We start from the raw sequence: 18046 nt of genomic DNA, 5'->3' as shown, positions 1-18046 counted from the left end.
CGTGCCCCCACACATCGCGCTCTATGCGACGTGCCGGGCCAGCGGAAGCGCATCCCTCGCTCAAAGAGCGAGCCCTAAATTCAGCAAACCTGACAGACAGTTTCACCAGACACGACCGTCCCTGTCCCCCATAGACATCGCGCGAAGTACATCGACTCTAGTATCCTTCCGGCAACAGGCACGCTAGCGAAGATCACGAGGTCAAATGCCCGCACTCCTTCTCTTCTCAAGTCGGCAACTGACGACGCTCTCCGCCGTCGACATCACCATTCTTTGTCTCTACTTCGCCATCGTTCTCTTCATCGGCTTCTACGTGAAGGACTCCGCCAACACCAGCGAAGAGTTCTTCCTCGCGGGCCGCGAGATGACGGCCTGGATCGCGGGCCTCAGCTTCGTCTCCGCCAACCTCGGCTCGCTCGAGCTCATGGGCTGGGCGGGAGCGGCGTACCAGTACGGCATCCTGGCCACGCACTGGTATTGGATCGGTGCCATCCCGGCGATGCTCTTCCTTGGCATCGTCATGATGCCCTTCTATTACATCTCCAAAACGCACTCCGTCCCCGGCTACCTGCAGCTGCGCTTCGGCGAAGGCGCGCGCGCCGTCTCGGCCATCTCCTTTGCTTTCATGACCGTCCTCATGTCCGGCGTCAATATGTACTCCATGGCGCTGGTGATGAAGGTCGTTCTCGGCTGGGACATCAACTTCTCCATCTGGGTGGGAGCCTTCACCGTTGGTCTCTATGTCATGCTCGGCGGTCTGCGCTCCGCCATCATTAATGAGGTGCTGCAGTTTGTCCTCATCTGGGCGGGAGCGGCGCTCATCCCCATCGTCGGCCTGATCGAAGCCGGTGGATGGACGAACCTGAAGGCCCAGATCGCCCACAACCTCGGCACGACGACGTACACGCATCTCTGGTCGAACCTCGGTTCCTTTACCTCCAATCCGATGGGCGTCCACTGGACCGGGATCGTCTTCGGCCTCGGCTTCGTCATCAGCTTCGGCTACTGGACTACTGATTTCCTTGTAGTCCAGCGCGTCCTTTCGGCCAATAACCTTCGCGCGGCGCGCATGGCTCCCATCATCGGCGCGGCCTTCAAGATGGCGGTTCCCTTCATCGTCATCGTCCCCGGCCTGCTGGCGCTCGCCGTCCTGCGTAACACCGACGGCACCCTGATGAAGCTCGTTCCTGAGTCCGTCGCCGCCGCTACCGGGCAGCACAGCTACAACGAAGTCCTTCCTCTGATGCTCGTCCGCTACTGCGGTCCGGGTCTTCTGGGTCTCGGCATCACCGCCCTCGTCGCCGGTTTCATGAGCGGCATGGCGGGCAACATCAGCGCCTTCTCCACTGTCTGGACCTACGATCTCTACGGCGCATACATCAAGAAAGCCGCCAGCGATAAGCATTACGTCTTCATGGGCCGCGCCTCCACCGTCGTGGGCATGCTGCTCTCCATCGCCACCGCCTACCTGGTGATGCGCGCCGCCTCCATCATGGATTACGTGCAGGCGCTCTTCTCCTTCTTCATCGCTCCGCTCTTCGGCACTGTCATCCTCGGCATGCTCTGGAAGCGCGCGACCAAGGAGGGCGGCTTCTGGGGTCTGCTTGCCGGAACCATCTCTTCCGTTGCCATGTGGATCTGGGTGCAGCAGGACGCCAGCGCCCTCCGCTACATCGCCCTCTCGCCCGACGCGAAGCCCATGGCGGAGAACCTCTACCGCGCTCTCTGGAGCTGGCTCGTCTGCGTTCTCGTCACGGTCGTTGTCAGCTATATGACCAAGGCAAAGAGCGAAGCCGAACTCACCGGCCTCGTCTACGGCTCAACGGTCATTCCGGATGACGGAGCCACGCAGCTCTGGCAGAAACCCATCTTCTGGGCCATCATCGTCGCCACCCTCTTCTTCATCCTCAACCTGCTCTTCTGGTAGGCCAAAAAGGAAACGTAGCCATGTCCGGACCAACAGAACACCTCCACAGCCACACCGCGACCTCCGCCGCAGCGCCACCCGACGCTCCCCGGAAGATGCAGCTCAGCATCTGGTTCTTCGTCGGCGCGCTCTGCCTCGTCTACGGCCTCGTCCTCATCCCGGTGGGTATCTACCAACTCTCGCATCCACCCAACGTCGTCCTTCCGGAGCTCCACGTCACCCTGTGGTGGGGCATCGGCATGACGATCTTCGGCGCCTTCTACGCGATCCGCTTCCGCCCCGGCAAAGTCTAACCATCCTGTTTGCCGTCTCAGAGAGACTTTGTCATCCCGCAGCCACTTTTTTGTCATCCCACAACATTCCCGTCATCTCGACCGAAGTGGAGAGATCTGCTTTTACCCTCCGCAACCCACCTCCACCACCGGATGAACGAGCAGCTTTCAGCCAGACTTCATCCACACCGACCCAAACAACAGCAAAAGGAATAGATCATGCCTCAGCAAATGACCTTCGGCCTCCTCGTCGGAAACCGCGGCTTCTTCCCCTCCCATCTCGCCGCCACCGGACGCACCGAGATGATCGCCGCTATCGAGCGCGCGGGCCACAAGGCCATCTGCGTCACCCCCGAAGAGACCTCCTTCGGCGCGGTCGAAACCTATGAAGAGGCCAAGCGCTGCACCGCCCTCTTCCAGAAGAACGCCAAGGACATCGATGGCATCATCATCACCCTTCCGAACTTCGGCGAGGAGCGCGGCCTCGCCGACGCCATCCGCCTCTCCAACCTCAAAGTCCCGATTCTCATCCAGGCCACGCCCGACGACACCGGCAAGATGTCCATCGCCTTCCGCCGCGACAGCTTCTGCGGCAAGATGTCCATCGCCAACAACCTCCGCCAGTACGGCGAAAAGTTCTCCCTCACCACGCTGCACACGGAAGCCCCCGACTCCGCCGAGTTCGCGAAAGACCTGCAGGAGTTCGCCGCCACCTGTCGCGTCGTCCGCGGCTTCCGCAACCTGCGCCTGGGCGCCATCGGCGCTCGCCCGGCGGCCTTCAACACCGTCCGCTACTCGGAAAAACTCCTCGAACAATCCGGCATCACGGTGGACACGCTCGATCTCTCCGAGATCTTCGGCCGCATCGCCAAACTCCCGGACACCGACGACTTCGTGCAGCAGAAGCTCAACGCCATCAAGAGTTACCTCCCCACCAACAACACGCCCGAAGCCGCGCTGCTCAAGATGTCCAAGCTCGGCGTCGTCATCGACGGCTGGATGAAGTCCAACGACCTCACCATCTCCTCCGTCCAGTGCTGGACCTCGATGGAAGAGTTCTTCGGCATCGTGCCCTGCACCATCATGAGCATGATGAGCGAAAAGCTTCTGCCCTCCGCCTGCGAAGTGGACACCATGGGAACGCTTTCGATGTACGCCCTCACGCTTGCGAGCGAAACCCCCTCCGCCCTTCTGGACTGGAACAACAACTACGGCAACAACCCGGACAAGGCGGTCTGCTTCCACTGCTCCAACCTGCCCAAGCACTTCTTCAACGAAGGCGTGAAGATGGACTTCCAGCAGATCGTCGCGGGCACGGTCGGTAAGGAAAACACCTATGGCACCCTGGACGGCAAGGTGAAAGCTGGAGCCATGAGCTTCGCCCGCTTCTCGACCGACGACTTCACCGGAACCATCCGCGGCTACGTCGGCGAAGGCGCCTTCACGGACGACTCGCTGAACACCTTCGGCGGCGCAGGCGTCGTCGAGATCCCCAACATGCAGAAGCTCCTCCGCTATATCTGCGAAAACGGCTTCGAACACCACGTCGCGGCCAACTTCGCCAACGTAGCCGCCCCGGTCAAAGAAGCCGCCGAAAAATACCTCGGCTGGCCCATGCACCACCACCAGTAGCACCACCCCGTGCCCCATTCTTCGCGGCCTTATCGCGAAGGGTGGGGTCGCGCAGAGCGCACAAACCAGATCCCTCAGGACATCTACGACCGGGTGCCCCATGTCCCGCTTTTGGGACATGGGTTCATGTGCAAAGCGCATCCCACCCGAATAACCCGCTCACTAGACCCTTTCGTAAAATTCGACTCCAGGCGTCGCAATCCAGTCACCAACGGAACCACCGCGAAGAATATTTTGACAAGTCATCACGGTGAGCATGAGACCGGTAGCCCCGTCATTGAAGGGCCCTGGATTTGTGGGTGATCCCTCATGACCACCCACAGCTGTTAACTTGACGCACTGATTCGAAGCGAATCCCATCAACACTATGGTGTCAACGTGCGCATGCTGAAGTTGAGCTAGCAAATTTGTGTTGTGAAAGGCATTTAGACCCCTTTTTGTGATGACGGGAACATTTTGAGGCAGAAACGCACGCAACTGAGTCCGGGTAGCGATATTGGGATTGGCTGGATTTGGGTTTAGTTCTATGAGCCAAACAGGAAGCCCGAATCTCGCTGCGAAGAGAAGGACCTGCTGCTGATGAGGTCTTTGAGGGTATGCCGCAGGCGGATCACCTTGCTCGTCCACGACCACGACGCCAACAACATCTGGCCTTTTAATCGCCGTTTGAACATTGTCTAATAAACTCCCTGGAAAATTTGGCATGGCTACCTTCCGATAAAGTAGAAAAAACGAATTCTGTTGAACAACACCTGCTTCGGCCGCTTTCACGTAGTTTCGTGGCGAATGAAATCAATCTGTAAAACACACTTCGGTCGGGTTTATTCCGATGATCCCAGTCACATCGTTTCTACAAAGCAGATCACTACGCTCCAGATCGACAAAAGCGAAAAGAAGAGTCAAAGACGACATGCGCATCTTCCTCCTCGCTCTAGCGCTCCTCGCCACCCAGGCCATCGCCGCTCCAATCTCCCACTACACTGTCGTAGCAAAGTACCCGCACGCCACCTCCAACTACACCGAAGGCTTCCTCTACCTCAACGGCCTCTTCTACGAAGGCACAGGAATGGAAGGCCGCTCGGCCCTCATCGCTCCGACCCCAAAACAGGCAACACCCTCCAGCGCATCAATCTCGCACCACAGGACTTCGGCGAAGGCATCGTCGATTGGGGTTCGCAGATCTACGAATGGACCTGGCAGTCGCACGTCTGCTTCGTCTATGACCGCTTCACCCTGCGCCTGGTCAAACAGTTCAAGTACACCGGCGAAGGCTGGGGCATGACGCACTCCGCCAAAGAGATCGTCACCAGCGACGGCACCGCAACGCTCCGCTTCCGCGACCCTGCCACTTTCAAAGAGACCCGCCACATCGTGGTGAAAGACGGCGCCCGCACCATCGATCAACTCAACGAGCTCGAATACATCAAGGGTGAGATCTACGCGAACGTCTGGCACTCTGACCGGATCGCCCGCATCTCGCCGCAGGACGGCCACGTCCTCGGCTGGATCGACCTCACCGGCCTTCTGCCCGCCAGCCAGAAGATCGACGAAGAATCCGTCCTCAACGGCATCGCCTACGACGCCCAGCACGACCGCCTCTTCGTCACCGGCAAACAGTGGCCTACGGTTTTTGAAATCAAGATTTCGAAGTAGGAGCTAAACCCCAAACTCCGCCTTCAATCGCTCCTTGTACCGCGCCATCGCCGCTGCATACTGAGCAAACTTCTCCGCAACTGGCACAGCCGTCTTCGCCTCATCCAAACGCACACAGACATCGGCCACCGACGCAATCGACTTGCCTGATGAAACAGCCAGCGCCTGCATTGCCGCGCCGAGGCAACCAGCCTCCTCCACCGCAGGCACCTCCACGCGCGCACCGGAGGCATCCGCCACCATCTGCCGCCACTGCGTGCTCTTCGCTCCGCCGCCGATCAACAGGATCCGCGAAGCCGTCACCCACGTCGAAGCTCCCAGCACACCAAACGTAACACCCTCAATCGTGGCGCGCAGCAGGTTCGCCGCGGACAAATTTGTCGCCGAAAGCCCAAAGACACATCCCTTCGCCAGCGGGAGGTCCGGCGTCCGCTCGCCATTCAAAAACGGCAGCACCGTGATCCCGTCCGCCCCCGGTGCACTCTCTGCCAGCAGACGATCTACCGCCTCCACACCCAGACCCAGCGCGCTCAGCATCGAGTTCACCACGTTCGTCGCGTTCATCGTGCAGACCAGAGGCAGCCATCCACCCGTCGAAGAGCAGAACGGAGCCACGCCCTCCGGCACCGTCTCCATCGGCGCCTCGCGATATGAGTACAACGTGGACGAAGTCCCCAGGCTCATCGTCACCACGCCCTCGCGCACATTGCCCGTGCCGATCGCGCCCATCATGTTGTCTCCGCCACCAGGAGAGACAACACACGCGGCATCGAGACCCAGCAGCGCCGCGACCTCCGGCTTCAACGTCCCCACGGCCTCATCCGCGCCGATCAACTCCGGCAGACATCCAAAGAGCGCCGGATCGATCGCGTCCAGAACATCCTTCGCCCACAAGCGCTTCCGCACATCGAAGTAGCCCGTCCCCGAAGCATCGCCGAACTCCGCGCACATCCGCCCCGTCAGCCACCAGTTCAGATACTCGTGCGGCAGCATCACGTGCCGCACCCGCGCAAAATTCGCAGGCTCCTTCTCTTTCAACCAGAGCAGCTTGGAAACCGTGTATCCCGTCAATGGAGAAATTCCGAACTTCTCCACGCATGCCGCCGCACCACCCATCCGTTGCACAACCTCCTCGTTCTGCGCCGCCGTCTCCGTATCGTTCCAAAGCTTCGCCGGACGGATTACCGTCTGAGCCTCATCCAACACGACGAGCCCATGCTGCTGCCCGCTCACACCCAGGCCACGCACCACGCACTCACCCTTGGACTTCGCCGCGGCGACTGCCTGCTGGATCGCAGCCGTCGCAGCCTCCACCCACCAATGCGGTTCTTGCTCCCGCGCTCCGCTTTCGCGTTCGATCAACGCATGCGCCGCGTGCCCATGCCCCCAAGCCGTGCCATCCGCATCGATCAACAGCGCCTTCGTCCCCTGCGTCCCGCAGTCCACCCCAAGAAACAACTCCCGCATCGCACACCACCTCGCAAAGAAAGTCTATCTCCCCTCCCAACGAAACAGCCCTGAGCAAAGACCGTCATCTTGAGCGCAGCGAAGAATCCCAACGTCGCCCGCACCCGCATCTATGTCCGGACCTTCCTGCCTCAAATCCCGGCAAAATGCTAACCTTGCCCCGAACCCATATCGGAGCCTCAAACTATGCGCCTAGCCGCTGCACTACTCTCGCTTGTACTCGCCGCACCCCTCTCCGCACAGTCGTCGATGACCATTCCGCCCATCGACAACACCTGGTGGAAGCACGCCGTCATCTACGAGATCTACCCGCGCAGCTTCCAGGACTCCAACGGCGACGGCATCGGCGACCTCGTGGGCATCACACGCCGTCTCGACTACCTCGAAGCCCTCGGCGTCGACGCCATCTGGATCTCGCCCATGTACCCCTCGCCGCAGGTCGACTTCGGCTACGACATCTCCGACTACGAAAACGTAGACCCTCAGTACGGCACCCTCGCCGACTTCGACCGCCTCGTCGCCGAGGCCAACAAGCACCACATCCGCGTCATTCTCGATTGGGTCGTCAACCACACCTCCGACCGGCACAAGTGGTTCCTCGAATCCTCCTCGTCCAAAAGCAATCCAAAGCGCGACTGGTACGTCTGGAATCCCGGCAAGAAAGTCGATGGCAAAACCGTCCCTCCCAACAACTGGGAGAGCGTCTTCGGCGGCTCCGCCTGGGAGATGTCCCCCAAAACGAAAGAGTTCTACTATCACGATTTTTACAAGCAGCAGCCCGACCTCAACTGGCGCAATCCTGCCGTAGAAAGGGCCATGTTCGAGGGCATGCAGTTCTGGATGGATCGCGGTGTTGCGGGCTATCGTCTCGATGCCGTTCCCACGCTCTTTGAAGACACACAGCTTCGCGACGAGCCCGTAAAACCCGGCGTCAACAAGCAGGGCGACGTCAACCTGGACGACGTGTACACCAACAACCTGCCCGAAGTGCATGACGTCATGCGCCGCATGCGCGCCATGGTGGCGAAGTATCCCGGCGACCGCGTCCTCATCGGCGAAACCTATCTTCCCAACATCGCCGAAGTCGACAAGTGGTACGGCGGCGAAAAGAAGGACGAGCTGCAGCTTCCGATGGACACGATCATCGGCTTCTCTTCCAGCACACTCGACGCCGCGCGCTTCCGCAAACAGCTCACGGACGTTGAAACCGGCGTCCACGGCTCGCAGCCGCTCCTCGTCTTCGACAACCACGATAACGAACGCAGCACGGACCGCTACACCGTCGGCATCCAAGACCCAGTCGCGAAAGACCACATCGCCAAGCTGCTCGCCACCATGCTTTTGACCGCGCGCGATACGGCGTTGATGTACTACGGCGAAGAGCTTGGCATGACCACCGCCACACCCACGCGCAAGGAAGACGTGAAAGACCCCATTGGCATCACCGGCTGGCCCGCGGAAAAGGGCCGCGACGGTGAACGCACGCCCATGCAGTGGGACAGCTCACCGCAAGCCGGCTTCTCCACCACGGCAAAGACATGGCTTCCCGTTGCGCCGAACTACACGACGCTCAACGTGCAGGCCGAGCTCGCCGATCCAAACTCGCTGCTCAACTGGCACAAGAAGCTCATCAAGATGCGCCGCACCCGCGACAGCGTGCGCGATGGCGGCATGATGATGCTCGATGAATCGAACCAGAGCGTGCTCTCCTACGTGCGCTACCTGCCCGGCCATCACGCCATCGTGATCTCGCTCAACATGACAGACAAGCCACAGACCATCTCGCTGGACCTCGCCGCAGCCAAGATCCCACCCACCGGCCCGGAGGGCTACGTCCTCCGCACCCTGCAAGCCACGGACACAGAACTGAACGCTGTCACCACCGCACACTTCACCCTGCCGCCTTACGCCACCTGGATCGGCGAAGTGCAGGTTCCGAAATAGCTGGAATAAGAACGAACCGTGCCCCATCCTTTCGCAGCTTCATCGCGAAAGGGTGGGGTCGCGCGGAGCGCACAAACCTGATTCGTCAGGGAAGAAAAGCAGATCCCTCCGCTTCGCTACGGGATGACGAAGTTAAAAACCGGGTGCCCCATGGTTTCTTCGCCTACTTCAGCCCAATCAACCGCACATACACCCCATTCGTCCACCCAAAACCAACCGCATTGCTCTTATAGCCGGCTGTCAGCAGGATGTCAGTAGTCCCGGTCACCGCGTCGAACTTCTCACGAATCGTTCCATCGCGCGTGAAGTTGGCCTCCACTGTGCGACAGAACTTCTCCGCCAGCCGCGCAGCATCCGCGTGGAACCCGGTCCGCTCCAACCCCTCCACTGCAAACCACTGTTCAGGAGCCCAGCCATAGGGCGCGTCCCACTGCATGCCCGTCTTCTCCGCGCTCATCGCCAGGCCATGCTCCATCTCCAGCTTCGGCAACTCCTGTTCGATCTTTGCAGACTGCGCAACCGTAGAAAGCCCCGCCCAGAGCGGATAGAAATCCGTTGAATACACATACCCGCTTCGCTTCTTCGCGACAAAGTCATAGTCGGCAAAACGTCCCGCAGCCGCGTCCCAGAGATACCGATTCATCGCATCCTGCCGTGCCTCCGCACGCGCAGTCCAACCCTTCGCAGGTATTCCTACCAGGGCAGAAAACTCCGCCAGACGCATCTCGTACTTATACAAAAGGCTGTTCAAACAGACCGGCGCAAAGTGATGCGTCGATCCTGAAAACGCACCGAAGCGAAAGCTCGTATCGAAGCCCGACTCGCGCATCGCACGATCACCGCGATAGAAGTCCCGGCTCAATCGCTTCCCGCCAAACGTCGCATGCACGCACACCGAAGTCAGCGCGCGAGTGCAACTCGCCGCATCGCTCGCGTTCGCGTCCACGAGATACGTGGAGTCCTTGTGTTCCAGCATCCACTTGATCGCGTCCGGATAGTACGTGCTGTCATCCGCCATCTCCAGCACAGGACCTTCACCCAGATCGAAGTACCGTGCCAGCCCCGTCGCCCCCGCGCGATGCGCCTCGCTCGTCCACAATGCGTGGTCGCTCTCCAGCACCGGCACAGCCTTCGCCAGCCAAGCCTTCGCCGCGGCAGGGTCCGACTTCGCCCAGGCCTCGTAGACCTCCGCCACCATCTCCGCCAGTAGAGGAGGCTGCGAACGCGTCAGGTAGTACGTGCGATTCGCATTCAACAGTGCACCATAGTGCTCAATCTCGAAGAAGAAGTTCTCCACCATCCCACGCGCCAGGGCGACGCGCCCATCGGCCACCAGCCCCAGCACGATGAAGTAACTGTCCCACCCGTACATCTCGTTGAAGCGCCCACCCGGCACCACGTAACGATTCGGCAGATACAGCAGCCCCGGCCGCTTCAACTCCTCCGACCTCACATCGCCAATCTTCCGCATCACGCGCGGCAGATGCAACACCTCCACGCCACACGCAGAACGCGTCTTCGCCACATCCGCAGGCTCCGCCATGCCCGCAGGCAGATACAGAATCGGCGCCGTCGTCACCTTCACATCGCGCACACTCGCACACTCATTCGTAGACCGCGAAAGCGAATCCCAACTCGTATGAATGTACTGGCGAATCTCCTCCGCACCCGCACGGCCACACAACGCCAACAACAACACCAGAACAAAACTTCGCACGCGATGCCTCAATTCTTAGAGCTCAATTTTTAGAACTCGCAAGCGACCGCAACTGATGCAGACGCAGCCGTATCAGCTGCGCCTCGACCCTCTCCCGTGCCAGTCCCGGATACGCCTTCGCCGCAAAGGCAATCCACGCGTCCCGCAGCAGCAGCCACGCCCGCTGCGCCTTTTGAATGCCCAACGCAGTCACCGCGCCACCACTCGCGTTCTTATATTTTTGCGAGTTTTGTAGACCCCGATAAACGTCATTCATCTCCGCATCCAGCTTCGTCACGTCCGGCGCCGTAGCCGCTGGTACATCGCCCTTCGCAAACCGCTGCAGATTGATCTGGAACTGGTCCTTCAACCTGCCTTCTTCTTCGAGAGAAAACGCGGCCCGCCCCGTGCCGGTCAGATCGACTTCGCCTCTGGCTCGCGCGATCTCAAAGGCAGTCTCCGCTGTCTGTAATTTCGCGAACGCGTCTTTCGCAGATTCCGGAAGCCGCTTCGCAACAGCGTCCGCCGAGCCCATCCTTTTCTTATCCGCAAGCCCCTGCGTCACGGCCTCGCAAGCGCCCATGCTCAGACCACTCGTCCCGTCGTCGCACAGGTCGAAGGGCTTTGTTGCAGGCATTTTCCCATCGCGCAATGCTTCGAGATGCCCAATGCGATACTCCATCTCCGCCGGAGCAGCCCATGTCTGCTCACAGGCGAACCGCAGCGCCAGATCATAGTTCTTTGCCACACCACGCCCATTCGCATAGAGCATCGTCAACACACCCGCCCCATAGAACATGTCTCCACGCGTCGGCTGAGGATGCGCCCGCTGCCACCACCCACACTGCAACGCCGCAGCGTTATCTGCAGCTCCCTTGAAGCCGTAGTACAGACCCTCCGCATCACACTGCGGCAACTGCTCCGCACGGAGCGGTCCCTTCAACTCGGGAGCGGCAAGCGGCGCACTCGTCACCTTCTTGCACACCGCCTCCCAGTTCTTCTCTTCAGGCGTAGTCACCTGCGCCCCCAGAGAGACTCCACACAACAAAGCAACACCCAACCAACGCATACAACCTCCTACCACTGCACCAATCCAAGACCCGCTGCTTACCGCATAGCCCCCATGGCCGCACGAAATAACTTTTCAAACTCCGTCCGCAACGCAGGCTCCTGTTCGATCGCCGTCTGGATCGCGCGCTGCGCCGCCGCCTTCTGATACCCAAGATTTGCCAGTGCCGAAAGCACATCGTCTCCCGCCGGTCCAGCGTGGAAGCCCGGGTCCGCCGAAGGCGCACTGATCATGTCCTCCAGTTTGTCCTTCAACTCAACAACAACTCGTTCAGCGGTTTTCTTCCCAATCCCAGGAATTTTTTGCAGCGTCGCATGGTCGGACCCCTTGATCGCCGCCACCAACAGAGGCGCCGCAATCCCGCTCAACACCGTAATGCCCAGCTTCGGCCCGATGCCGGAGACGGTAATCAGCTTTTCAAACAGCCGCTTCTCCTCCATCTCCGCAAATCCAAAGAGGGCGATGGCATCCTCGCGCACCTGCGTATTGATGAAGAGCTCCACCTCCGCGCCCTCACTCTTCAGCGCGGAAAACGTCGTCACGCTGATCGCGACGTCGTATCCCACACCCCCACACTCCACAATCGCCTGGTTCGGCGACTTCGCAAGCAAACGTCCACGTAGATGAGCAATCATTCTGTCTGCGATTCTAGTCGCTCCGTGCAACTACATTCGCGCGCGGCTGATAAGGTTCCTCTGTGCAGCAAAGCCGGACATCTCGCGCCTCCAACCGAAGTCTTCTGGGGCATCAGACCGCCACTCTGTCGCTCCTGTTCACCGCTGGCCTGGTCAACTTCCTCGACCGCTCCTCGCTCTCCGTCGCCAATACCACCATCCGCGCGGAGATGCACTTCAGCGCCACGCAGATGGGTCTTCTGCTCTCCATCTTTTCGCTCGCCTACGGCCTCACGCAGCTTCCGCTCGTCGGCCTGCTGGACCGCGTCGGCTCGCGTTGGATGATGGGGACGGCCCTCGCCGTCTGGTCCGCCGCGCAGGTACTCACCGGCTTCGTGCGCAGCCTGCAGATGTTTCTGCTCCTCCGTATCCTGCTCGGCATCGGCGAAGCACCGTTCTACCCCGCAGGTATGCGCAGCATTCGCGAGTGGTTCACCCATCGCAGCCGAGGCCGCGCCACCTCCGCGCTCAACATCTCCTCCACGCTTGGCCTGGCACTCGCTCCACCGCTGCTCACCATCCTCATGCTGCACGTCGGCTGGCGGCACATGTTCATCCTGCTTGGTGCGGCGGGCCTCGCCGTCGCCATCCTTTGGGTCGCGCTGCACCGCGAACGCTCCGCCACGCCCTTCCGCATCGACGAGGGCCCACCACCCACCGTGCTTCCCTGGGGTCTGCTCCTGCGCCAGCGTTCGATGTGGGGCATGATGCTCGGCTTCGGTGGCGTCAACTACACCAACTGGCTCTACATCGCCTGGCTTCCCGGATATCTCCAGACCGCGCGCCATCTCTCCCTGCAACGCAGCGGCTGGACGGCAGCCCTGCCCTTCCTCATGGCCTCCGGCGGAGTGCTGTGCAGCGGCTTCCTCGCCGACAGGCTCGCCAGCAGGGAGGACGACCTGATGCGCATCCACCGTACCTTCGCGGTGATTGGCCTCTGCCTCTCCGCAGGGAGCACGCTGCTCGTGGCCCACGCCGCATCCACCACGGTCGCGGTCGCGGCCATCGCCAGCGCGCTCTTCTTCATGCAGTTTGCCGGAACCTCAGGCTGGGGTCTGGCACAGGCCGCCAGCCCCGCCATGCTGGTCGGAGGCGTCTCTGCCCTGCAGAACTTCGGCAGCTTCATGATCGCCTCCGCCGCTCCGCTCCTCACCGGATGGCTGCTCGACCGGACACACTCCTTCACGCTGGCGCTCACCGTCTGCGCCGCCATCACCCTGGCCGGTGCGCTCTGCTACGCCACCCTTACCCGGACCAAGTTAAGCGCAACTCTGCCCTAGCGCAGAAACTCCGTCCGATACTTCGGCGCAAGCGCCATCGCTTTCTCCCCGAAGGCCTTCTGCTCCTCGGGGCTAAGCGGAGGAGGAGCGACCGTTCGTCCACTCACGCGCACGCCAACCTCCTCAAAAAACCCTTCCTGTCCCGCTGGCGCGCAGATGCAAAGCAGCCGCACATTCTCCTTGGAAGCGTTGCGAAACTGATGCGGAGCATTCGCCGGAATATGCAGCGTCTCGCCCGCTCGAACAGTGGAGGTCTTTCCACGAAACGTAGCCTCAATCTCCCCCGCCTGCACAATAAACGTCTCTTCAAAATCGTGCCGATGCGGAGGTGGCCCGCCACCCGGCGGCACATGCATATCGATCAGGCAGTATTTTCCCGCCGTATCTTTCCCGCTCAGCAGGACTGTGTAGGTATCGCCCACCAGCCCCAAGTGCGGTAGATTGCCATCCGCATTCGCGACGACCAGATCCCGCGAAAGATCGTCTGCGGGGATGGGAAGAACCTCTGCTGAAACCAACTTCGGATCGAAATCGCTCATGAAAAATAATATGCGTTTGCAAAAACGTCCGGTGAATGTGGACGCCTATGTACCACATAAGGTACACTAACTCGGTGAAGGCGAACACTCCCTCCTCCATGAAGCGAATTCCGGCGATGTTTTTTCGTACCGCTGCCGGAGGCGAACCAGTTCGGGAGTGGCTTAGGGGATTGGAGCCCGTAGAAGATCGCAGGCGGATCGGCATCGATATCAAGACGGTAGAGTTTGGCTGGCCGATTGGAATGCCAACCTGCCGTCCTCTGAAAGACGGACTCTACGAAGTGCGAACAAATCTAACAGGCGGAAAGATTGCACGGGTACTCTTTTACATCGACGTCCAGAGTCGCATGATTCTGCTTCACGGATTCATCAAGAAGACTCAAAAGACACCGGATGAGGATCTGGACCTCGCCCGAAGGAATAAGCGGCTCCATGAAGCGGAAACGAGGGCAAAGCGATGAACAAAGACAAGCAATCCGAAGCCTTGCACACCGGTTCCTCCTTTGACGATTTTCTTGAAGAAGAGGGCATGCGCAACGAGGTGGAGGGAGCGGCCATCAAGCGCGTCCTCGCCTGGCAGTTCAAGCAGGAGATGGAGAAGCAGAAGAAGACTAAGCAAAGTATGGCCAGGGAGTTAAAGACAAGCCGATCTCAGCTGGATCGCTTGCTCGATCCCGCGAACACCGCAGTGTCGCTGGAGACGTTGACGCGTGCGGCCAATATTTTAGGAAAACGGTTGATCTTTGAAGTTCGGGATAAGCTGCCTGCCAGAAAAAACCCTGTGCGCGGCCCGGCAAAAAACAAAACTACGGTCGGTTCATCTCCTAAGCCTCTGGGATCTCTACCTGCCTCAAAGGTTCGTCGAAGCGCGTAACTCCAACCTACCGCCGCTTGTACTTGATCAAAAACTCATACCCAAAATTCGGCGGGAACAGCGCATTCACCGCGCGCAAGCGGTCTCCCAGCTCACGCGGTGCCAGCAGCGGATACTCCCGCTCCTTCAGGTCCGCGTATTCAAAATCGAGGTACAGCGAGAGCATATAAATCGCCATCGCATCCACAAACGCGGCCTCAAGAAACTCCGACTTGGCCTTCTCGTCCACCAGGCCGCCCTTGCGTGCCTTCTCCCGGCTCTCAAAGGCGTCATAGCTCGTCTCGCCGCGCGCGCCCACCTCAGTCTGCCCCCACGCCAGCGTGGCAAAACCCTCTGGAACGCCAGTTACGTCCACTACTCCATGCGCAACATTGATAAACAGTTCAAACGCCAGCGCAAATGCGTCGCCGTGCAGGCGGCTGGAGAGGAATACACCGTCGTGCCCTTCGAGCTTGACGTTCTTGTGGCAGATGGCGCGATCGGCCAGCTTTGCCGAATAGGCCGTCGCTACAAACGTCGGCGACGATTTTTTCTGTTCCACGCTCTCTGCCTCACCGGACAGCGTCATCGCCAAAGGAACAAAATAAAAGACCGTCTTATCCAGAGCGGCAGACATCGCCAGCGGGACCGCATTCACAAGCCGTTTCAGCTCCGCGTCCACCGAAACATCGCGACCCTTACCTAAAATGCCACTCAGATCGCCAAACGTCGCATAATGCACGCCATTGGTCGCCGTCTCGGGCCGCGACTGCGCCGCAGCCTCCGCCGCCGAGATCTCCTGTAAGCCCCGTTCTGTCACTGCATCCACCATCAAGAGTTATTCTATCCGCAGGGGACATTTCGATGAATAACTACACCACCGCAAACGACTACAAAGGCCCCCGCCTCTTCGGCGCTCCCGTAGGCGATTTCGGCATCTTCCAGACGGCGCTCTTTATCTTCGCCTCGACGCTGAGCTCGTTCTTCATCGCCACCTTCGTCGGAATCGTTGCCCTGCTCGCGTACACCAGCATCGGCCACCACACCGCGGACTTCAGCATGGCCTACATGCGCGTCGGCCTCCCGATCGGCATCCTCATGTTCCTTTTCAGTACGGTGTATCTCGGCGGAATTTATATTCGCAGAATTACCCGCCGATAGGCGCGGTTCGCACTGTATCTTGTCTCCATTCCCCTTTGGAGGCTTCATGTACTTAGACTTCGCGCGCCGTTGTGCAGCTTTCGCCGCACTCGCCTGTTGTACCCTGCAACTCTCCGCCGCAGATAAACCTAAAGTCCCTCCGTACTACGCCGAACAGCCCGCCACCGAACACCTCGATCTCACCATGTACCAGCGCATCCGCGAGGAAGGCTTCGCCCACTCACACGTCATGGAGTTCGCCTCGGCCCTCATGGATGGCATTGGACCGCGCCTCACCGGTTCGCCCAACATGAAGAAGGCCAACGAGTGGACCCGCGACACCCTCACCAAAATCGGCCTGCAGAACGCCCATCTCGAAGACTGGGGTGAGTTTGGCATCGGCTGGCAGCAGATCAACTCCTGGGCCCGCATCATCACGCCGGACACCGAACCCCTCTGGCTGCAGGCCGCTCCCTGGTCTCCCGCCACCAAAGGCCCCATTACCGGCGACGTAGTCCACCTCGCCATCGCGACAGACGCCGACCTGGACGCAGCCATCACGAAGTACAAGGGCAAGCTGAGCGGCAAGATCGTCCTCTTCGGCATCATGCGTCCCGTTCCCGACATCACCGCGCCGCTCTTCTCCCGCTACACCGACGAAGAACTCAAAGAGATGGAAGGCTCCGAACAGGCCACGCCGCGCGTACCTCGCCCCGGCGCACCCACCCCCGCCGAACGCCTGCGCACCGCAGCCCTCCGCGCGAAAGCGCTCAAGATGATGACCGACGAAGGCGTCGCCGTCATCCTTACCCCCTCGCGCGACGGCAACAAAGGCGGCGGTGCCGGCATCATCTTCGACGACAACAACGCTGACCTCGTCCGCGGCGCGCAGAACCCGGCCAACCGCGTCACCGTCCCCAACGCCGTCCTCACCATCGAAGGCTACGGTCGCCTCGTCCGTCTCCTCGCGGCCAACGTCCCCGTCAAACTCGAGGTCAACCTCGAATCCACCACCACCGGCGACCACGAACACGGCTTCAACACCGTGGCCGAGATCCCCGGCTCCGACCCCAAACTGAAAGAGCAGGTCGTCATGGTCGGCGGCCATCTCGACAGCTGGATCTCCGGCACCGGAGCGACCGACAACGGCGCTGGCTCGGTCGTCGCCATGGAGGCTGTCCGCATCCTCAAGGCGCTCGACCTTCACCCCCGCCGCACCATCCGCATCGCGCTCTGGAGCGGAGAAGAGCAAGGCCTGTACGGCTCCAAAGGCTACGTAAAACAGCACTTCGGTGAGTTCGAGGAGAAAAGCCCCGCTAGCGATCCCGGCACGGGTCTGCCTCGCCAGCCCACCGGCCCGCTGAAGACCACCAAGGAGTGGGAGACGCTCGACGCCTACTACAACCTGGATAATGGCACAGGTCGCGTCCGTGGCGTCTATCTCCAGGGCAACTACGCCATTGGCCCGATCTTCAAACAATGGCTCGCTCCCCTGGCCGACCTCTCCGCAACCACTCTCACCCCGCGCGATACCGGCGGCACGGACCATCTCTCCTTCGACGCCGTCGGCCTGCCGGGCTTCCAATTCATCCAGGACCCCATGGACTACGAGACACGTACCCACCACTCCAATATGGACACCGTCGAACGCCTCCACCCTGCTGACCTGATGCAGGCCGCGGTCATCGAGGCGATCTTCCTCTACAACACCTCGGAACGCGAAGAGATGATGCCCCGCAAACCCTTCCCGCACCCCGAACTGAACCGCGAACGCAACGCCCCGCTCAAGGACATCTTCCCCAACGCCGTAGAACCAGCAGGCAAGCCCGGCACTCCCACCGCGCAGTAACGAGTGGCATCGCCAAAGGTCAAAGGCCCCACATCCCACTGCGGGAAATGG

General features: G+C 60.4%; 16 protein-coding genes and 1 pseudogene. 10 read left to right on the top strand and 7 right to left on the bottom strand.

All coding sequences use genetic code 11. From position 1 onward, the window contains the following. Nucleotides 1-205: 205 nt before the first annotated feature. The 3 genes from ACIPR4_RS21145 (at nucleotide 206) to ACIPR4_RS21135 (ending at nucleotide 3831) form a co-directional block, all read left to right on the top strand. On the top strand, nucleotides 206-1927 hold the full coding sequence (locus ACIPR4_RS21145; protein ID WP_013570717.1) for a sodium:solute symporter family protein: 1722 nt from the start codon (nucleotides 206-208) through the stop codon (nucleotides 1925-1927). 20 nt (nucleotides 1928-1947) lie between these two features. Continuing rightward, nucleotides 1948-2220 (top strand): hypothetical protein, encoded by a 273-nt coding sequence (locus tag ACIPR4_RS21140; protein ID WP_013570716.1) that lies wholly within the window; start codon nucleotides 1948-1950, stop codon nucleotides 2218-2220. Nucleotides 2221-2418: 198 nt separating this feature from the next. Continuing rightward, entirely contained in the window at nucleotides 2419-3831 is a 1413-nt protein-coding gene (locus tag ACIPR4_RS21135; protein WP_013570715.1) for an L-fucose/L-arabinose isomerase family protein, read from the top strand. 162 nt (nucleotides 3832-3993) lie between these two features. On the opposite strand, the gene ACIPR4_RS21130 is transcribed toward ACIPR4_RS21135, so the two are convergent. Further along, a complete protein-coding gene (locus tag ACIPR4_RS21130) occupies nucleotides 3994-4602 on the bottom strand; it encodes a cysteine hydrolase family protein (RefSeq protein ID WP_144312511.1) in 609 nt (202 codons plus the stop codon). A gap of 58 nt (nucleotides 4603-4660) precedes the next feature. Between ACIPR4_RS21130 and ACIPR4_RS23600 the strand changes: the two are divergent. Then, nucleotides 4661-5484, top strand: a pseudogene (locus tag ACIPR4_RS23600) (glutaminyl-peptide cyclotransferase). A 3-nt stretch (nucleotides 5485-5487) separates the two neighbouring features. Here ACIPR4_RS23600 and xylB read toward each other — a convergent pair. Beyond that, nucleotides 5488-6951: a xylulokinase gene (gene xylB, locus ACIPR4_RS21120; RefSeq protein ID WP_013570713.1), complete on the bottom strand. Its 1464-nt coding sequence runs from the start codon at nucleotides 6949-6951 to the stop codon at nucleotides 5488-5490. A 186-nt stretch (nucleotides 6952-7137) separates the two neighbouring features. On the opposite strand from xylB, the gene ACIPR4_RS21115 reads away from it, so the two are divergent. Beyond that, nucleotides 7138-8895, top strand: coding sequence for an alpha-glucosidase (locus tag ACIPR4_RS21115; RefSeq protein WP_013570712.1), 1758 nt, complete (start codon nucleotides 7138-7140; stop codon nucleotides 8893-8895). Nucleotides 8896-9058: 163 nt separating this feature from the next. Here ACIPR4_RS21115 and ACIPR4_RS21110 read toward each other — a convergent pair whose 3' ends face one another. Genes ACIPR4_RS21110 through ruvA form a run of 3 tightly spaced genes read right to left on the bottom strand, consistent with a single transcriptional unit; the run spans nucleotide 9059 to nucleotide 12295 of the window. Beyond that, a complete protein-coding gene (locus ACIPR4_RS21110) occupies nucleotides 9059-10612 on the bottom strand; it encodes a trehalase family glycosidase (RefSeq protein ID WP_013570711.1) in 1554 nt (517 codons plus the stop codon). Nucleotides 10613-10634: 22 nt separating this feature from the next. Further along, a complete protein-coding gene (locus ACIPR4_RS21105; RefSeq protein ID WP_013570710.1) occupies nucleotides 10635-11660 on the bottom strand; it encodes a lysozyme inhibitor LprI family protein in 1026 nt (341 codons plus the stop codon). 38 nt (nucleotides 11661-11698) lie between these two features. Further along, nucleotides 11699-12295, bottom strand: a complete 597-nt coding sequence (gene ruvA, locus ACIPR4_RS21100) for a Holliday junction branch migration protein RuvA (RefSeq protein WP_013570709.1) — start codon at nucleotides 12293-12295, stop codon at nucleotides 11699-11701. A 62-nt stretch (nucleotides 12296-12357) separates the two neighbouring features. Between ruvA and ACIPR4_RS21095 the strand changes: the two genes are divergently transcribed. Continuing rightward, a complete protein-coding gene (locus ACIPR4_RS21095; RefSeq protein WP_013570708.1) occupies nucleotides 12358-13614 on the top strand; it encodes an MFS transporter in 1257 nt (418 codons plus the stop codon). Here the strand turns inward: ACIPR4_RS21095 and ACIPR4_RS21090 are convergent. Continuing rightward, nucleotides 13611-14153 (bottom strand): cupin domain-containing protein, encoded by a 543-nt coding sequence (locus ACIPR4_RS21090; RefSeq protein WP_013570707.1) that lies wholly within the window; start codon nucleotides 14151-14153, stop codon nucleotides 13611-13613. The genes ACIPR4_RS21095 and ACIPR4_RS21090 overlap by 4 nt on opposite strands. Before the next feature lie 98 nt (nucleotides 14154-14251). On the opposite strand from ACIPR4_RS21090, the gene ACIPR4_RS21085 reads away from it, so the two are divergent. Further along, entirely contained in the window at nucleotides 14252-14614 is a 363-nt protein-coding gene (locus ACIPR4_RS21085; RefSeq protein WP_041587061.1) for a type II toxin-antitoxin system RelE/ParE family toxin, read from the top strand. After that, entirely contained in the window at nucleotides 14611-15027 is a 417-nt protein-coding gene (locus ACIPR4_RS21080; protein WP_013570705.1) for an XRE family transcriptional regulator, read from the top strand. The genes ACIPR4_RS21085 and ACIPR4_RS21080 overlap by 4 nt, the downstream gene beginning before the upstream one ends. Before the next feature lie 7 nt (nucleotides 15028-15034). On the opposite strand, the gene ACIPR4_RS21075 is transcribed toward ACIPR4_RS21080, so the two are convergent. Continuing rightward, on the bottom strand, nucleotides 15035-15826 hold the full coding sequence (locus ACIPR4_RS21075; protein WP_245536404.1) for a hypothetical protein: 792 nt from the start codon (nucleotides 15824-15826) through the stop codon (nucleotides 15035-15037). 44 nt (nucleotides 15827-15870) lie between these two features. On the opposite strand from ACIPR4_RS21075, the gene ACIPR4_RS21070 reads away from it, so the two are divergent. Together ACIPR4_RS21070 and ACIPR4_RS21065 are read left to right on the top strand one after the other, a co-directional pair. Continuing rightward, nucleotides 15871-16167, top strand: a complete 297-nt coding sequence (locus ACIPR4_RS21070) for a DUF485 domain-containing protein (protein ID WP_013570703.1) — start codon at nucleotides 15871-15873, stop codon at nucleotides 16165-16167. Between the two features lie 46 nt (nucleotides 16168-16213). Beyond that, the gene (locus ACIPR4_RS21065; RefSeq protein WP_013570702.1) at nucleotides 16214-17995 is read left to right on the top strand and encodes a M20/M25/M40 family metallo-hydrolase; all 1782 of its coding nucleotides are present in this window, start codon (nucleotides 16214-16216) and stop codon (nucleotides 17993-17995) included. Nucleotides 17996-18046 lie beyond the last annotated feature (51 nt).

It is taken from the genome of Terriglobus saanensis SP1PR4 (genome assembly GCF_000179915.2).
Classification (GTDB): domain Bacteria; phylum Acidobacteriota; class Terriglobia; order Terriglobales; family Acidobacteriaceae; genus Terriglobus; species Terriglobus saanensis.
This window is presented reverse-complemented; position numbering and strand designations above follow the sequence as displayed.

Coding starts and splice junctions, on each gene's coding strand:
- ACIPR4_RS21145 (WP_013570717.1), top strand. CDS start 206: ATGCCCGCACTCCTTCTCTTCTCAAGTCGGCAACTGACGACGCTCTCC.
- ACIPR4_RS21140 (WP_013570716.1), top strand. CDS start 1,948: ATGTCCGGACCAACAGAACACCTCCACAGCCACACCGCGACCTCCGCC.
- ACIPR4_RS21135 (WP_013570715.1), top strand. CDS start 2,419: ATGCCTCAGCAAATGACCTTCGGCCTCCTCGTCGGAAACCGCGGCTTC.
- xylB (WP_013570713.1), bottom strand. CDS start 6,951: ATGCGGGAGTTGTTTCTTGGGGTGGACTGCGGGACGCAGGGGACGAAG.
- ACIPR4_RS21115 (WP_013570712.1), top strand. CDS start 7,138: ATGCGCCTAGCCGCTGCACTACTCTCGCTTGTACTCGCCGCACCCCTC.
- ACIPR4_RS21105 (WP_013570710.1), bottom strand. CDS start 11,660: ATGCGTTGGTTGGGTGTTGCTTTGTTGTGTGGAGTCTCTCTGGGGGCG.
- ruvA (WP_013570709.1), bottom strand. CDS start 12,295: ATGATTGCTCATCTACGTGGACGTTTGCTTGCGAAGTCGCCGAACCAG.
- ACIPR4_RS21090 (WP_013570707.1), bottom strand. CDS start 14,153: ATGAGCGATTTCGATCCGAAGTTGGTTTCAGCAGAGGTTCTTCCCATC.
- ACIPR4_RS21085 (WP_041587061.1), top strand. CDS start 14,252: ATGAAGCGAATTCCGGCGATGTTTTTTCGTACCGCTGCCGGAGGCGAA.
- ACIPR4_RS21080 (WP_013570705.1), top strand. CDS start 14,611: ATGAACAAAGACAAGCAATCCGAAGCCTTGCACACCGGTTCCTCCTTT.
- ACIPR4_RS21070 (WP_013570703.1), top strand. CDS start 15,871: ATGAATAACTACACCACCGCAAACGACTACAAAGGCCCCCGCCTCTTC.
- ACIPR4_RS21065 (WP_013570702.1), top strand. CDS start 16,214: ATGTACTTAGACTTCGCGCGCCGTTGTGCAGCTTTCGCCGCACTCGCC.